Annotated in this window: 1 protein-coding gene and 1 pseudogene; both read right to left on the bottom strand. The window is 74.2% G+C overall.

The window, feature by feature from the left end; all coding sequences use genetic code 11:
• Positions 1-578 (bottom strand): mannosyltransferase family protein (locus tag ND748_RS31175; RefSeq protein ID WP_308205780.1); only part of this gene is annotated, 578 nt, incomplete at its 3' end.
• Positions 579-748: 170 nt separating this feature from the next.
• Positions 749-1,823 (bottom strand): annotated as a pseudogene (locus ND748_RS31170) (hypothetical protein); the annotation flags it as partial.

The raw sequence follows: 1,823 nt of genomic DNA, 5'->3' as shown, positions 1-1,823 counted from the left end.
GGCCGGCACAACCCGCCGAGCAGGGCGGCCGCGGCCGCGAGCTCCCAGCGGCGGCTGCGCGCGCCGAGGAACACCGCCACCGCCAGCAGCCCGGCCAGCGCCTCGGCGTATCCCATGACCAGGACGAACGCGGGCGGCGCGAGGGCGGCGAACCAGATCAGCCGGAAGGTCGCGGCCGAATCGAACCCCTCGAGGCGGGCGAGGCGGACCAGCGCCAGCGCGAAGCCGAGGGCGCACAGGTTGACCACCAGCAGCAGCACGATGCCGACGTGGGCGCCGGCGCCCGGCAGCTGCGAGAGGACCCGCACCAGCGTCGGCAGCAGCGGGAAGAACCGGCGGCTCTCGTTGCCGGCGCCGCTGTAGCCGACCTCGGCGATCGTCCGGTACCAGCCGGCGTCCCAGCCGAGCAGGTCGGTGGTCTGCAGCCGGACGCCCTGGTCGCCGCGGGCGTTGTCGGCGATGAACTTCGTCATCGCCAGGGCGGCGCCGACGACCAGTCGGGCGGCGAGCCAGGCGAGCACGACCTCTCGCAGGCACCACGGGTCGTCCTGGCGGGTCAGCACAGCCCAACGGGACACGCCGCCGCGCCGGTGCTGGGCGGTGGGAGCGGCAGGAGCGGCGGAGTCGACAGGAGCGGCGGGATTGGTGGGATTGGCGGTGGATGTGTGCGCGGGGGGCGACCACGTCCCGGTCGCCGGGCCTGAGTCCGGCGTCGGGCCGGGGTGGGCGGACGTCCCCCGCGCGGTGGTCACTGGGCCTGGAAGCGCAGCAGCGAGTAGTTCTCGGACACCTTCGCCGGCAGACCCTGCTCCATGACCTCGTCCGCGTGTGGGCGGGCGTTCTGCAGGGCCCCGCGGACCGTCGTACACAGCTCCTCGTAGGTCCGGTAGGAGCCGGAGCCGGCAAGGAAGACGGTGTGCTGCGGGCCGGCCTCGGTCAGCGCGCGCTGGGCGATGGCCTGGCCGTCGGCGGACTTGTTGCGATCCTCGTAGTCCACCCAGTCGACCCGGTCCGGTGGCGCGTAGGTCGGTACCACGTACACCTTCAGCCACGACGGCACGGTGCGAGCCAGCCCCGGGCCGAGCTGGTCGGGGCAGACCAGCATCACGTCGCCGGGCTTGGCGAGCCGTTGGAGCACCTGGGCGGCCTCGCCGGCCTGCGACCGTTCCCGGCGGACGTCGCTGGTGCCGGCGAGCAGGCCGACCAGGGCCGCGACGGCGATGACCCCGTGGAACACCCGCCGATCCCCGATGACCGTGGCACCCAGGCCGATGACGAGCAGGAACGGGACGAAGGCGGTGGCCGTGTACCGGTCGGCCCAGGCGTTGCCGACGAGCTTGCCGGCCGTCACCGCGACGACGAGGGTGCCCGTCGCCAGGAAGAACATCGTCCGGCCCGGTTCGAGACCGCGCAGGTCGATCAGGATGAACCGGCCGCCGGAGCTGCGTCCGGCGATCCCGGCGGCGGCCAGTCCCGTGATGAGGAACAGCAGCAGGCGGCCGAGGGTCGTCGGGCCACCGGCCCACTGACCGTAGGCGTGGGAGATCGCCGCGTAGCTGGCCGGCTCGCCCCAGGGGGTGCCGGTGTGGGCGAGCTGGTTGAAGAAGTTCGACAGCCATGGGGAGAAGACGATCGCGCCGCCGACGATGCCGAGCAGCCCGTAGACCGGGCCGCGCCGTTGCGGCGTCAGATACCGACCCGACGACTGGGCCCGACCCGACGACTGGGCCCGGCCCGACGACTGGGCCCGACCGGAGGAACGATGACTGCGCGCGCCGGGCGGGCGGGCCGTCGGGCCGCCGTCGGCCGCCCCGGCTCCCGGC

Source organism: Frankia sp. AiPs1 (assembly GCF_023716945.1).
In the GTDB taxonomy this organism is placed as follows: Bacteria; Actinomycetota; Actinomycetes; order Frankiales; family Frankiaceae; genus Frankia.
Note: the sequence above shows the minus strand (reverse complement) of the source record. Positions and strands in the feature narration are given on the sequence as shown.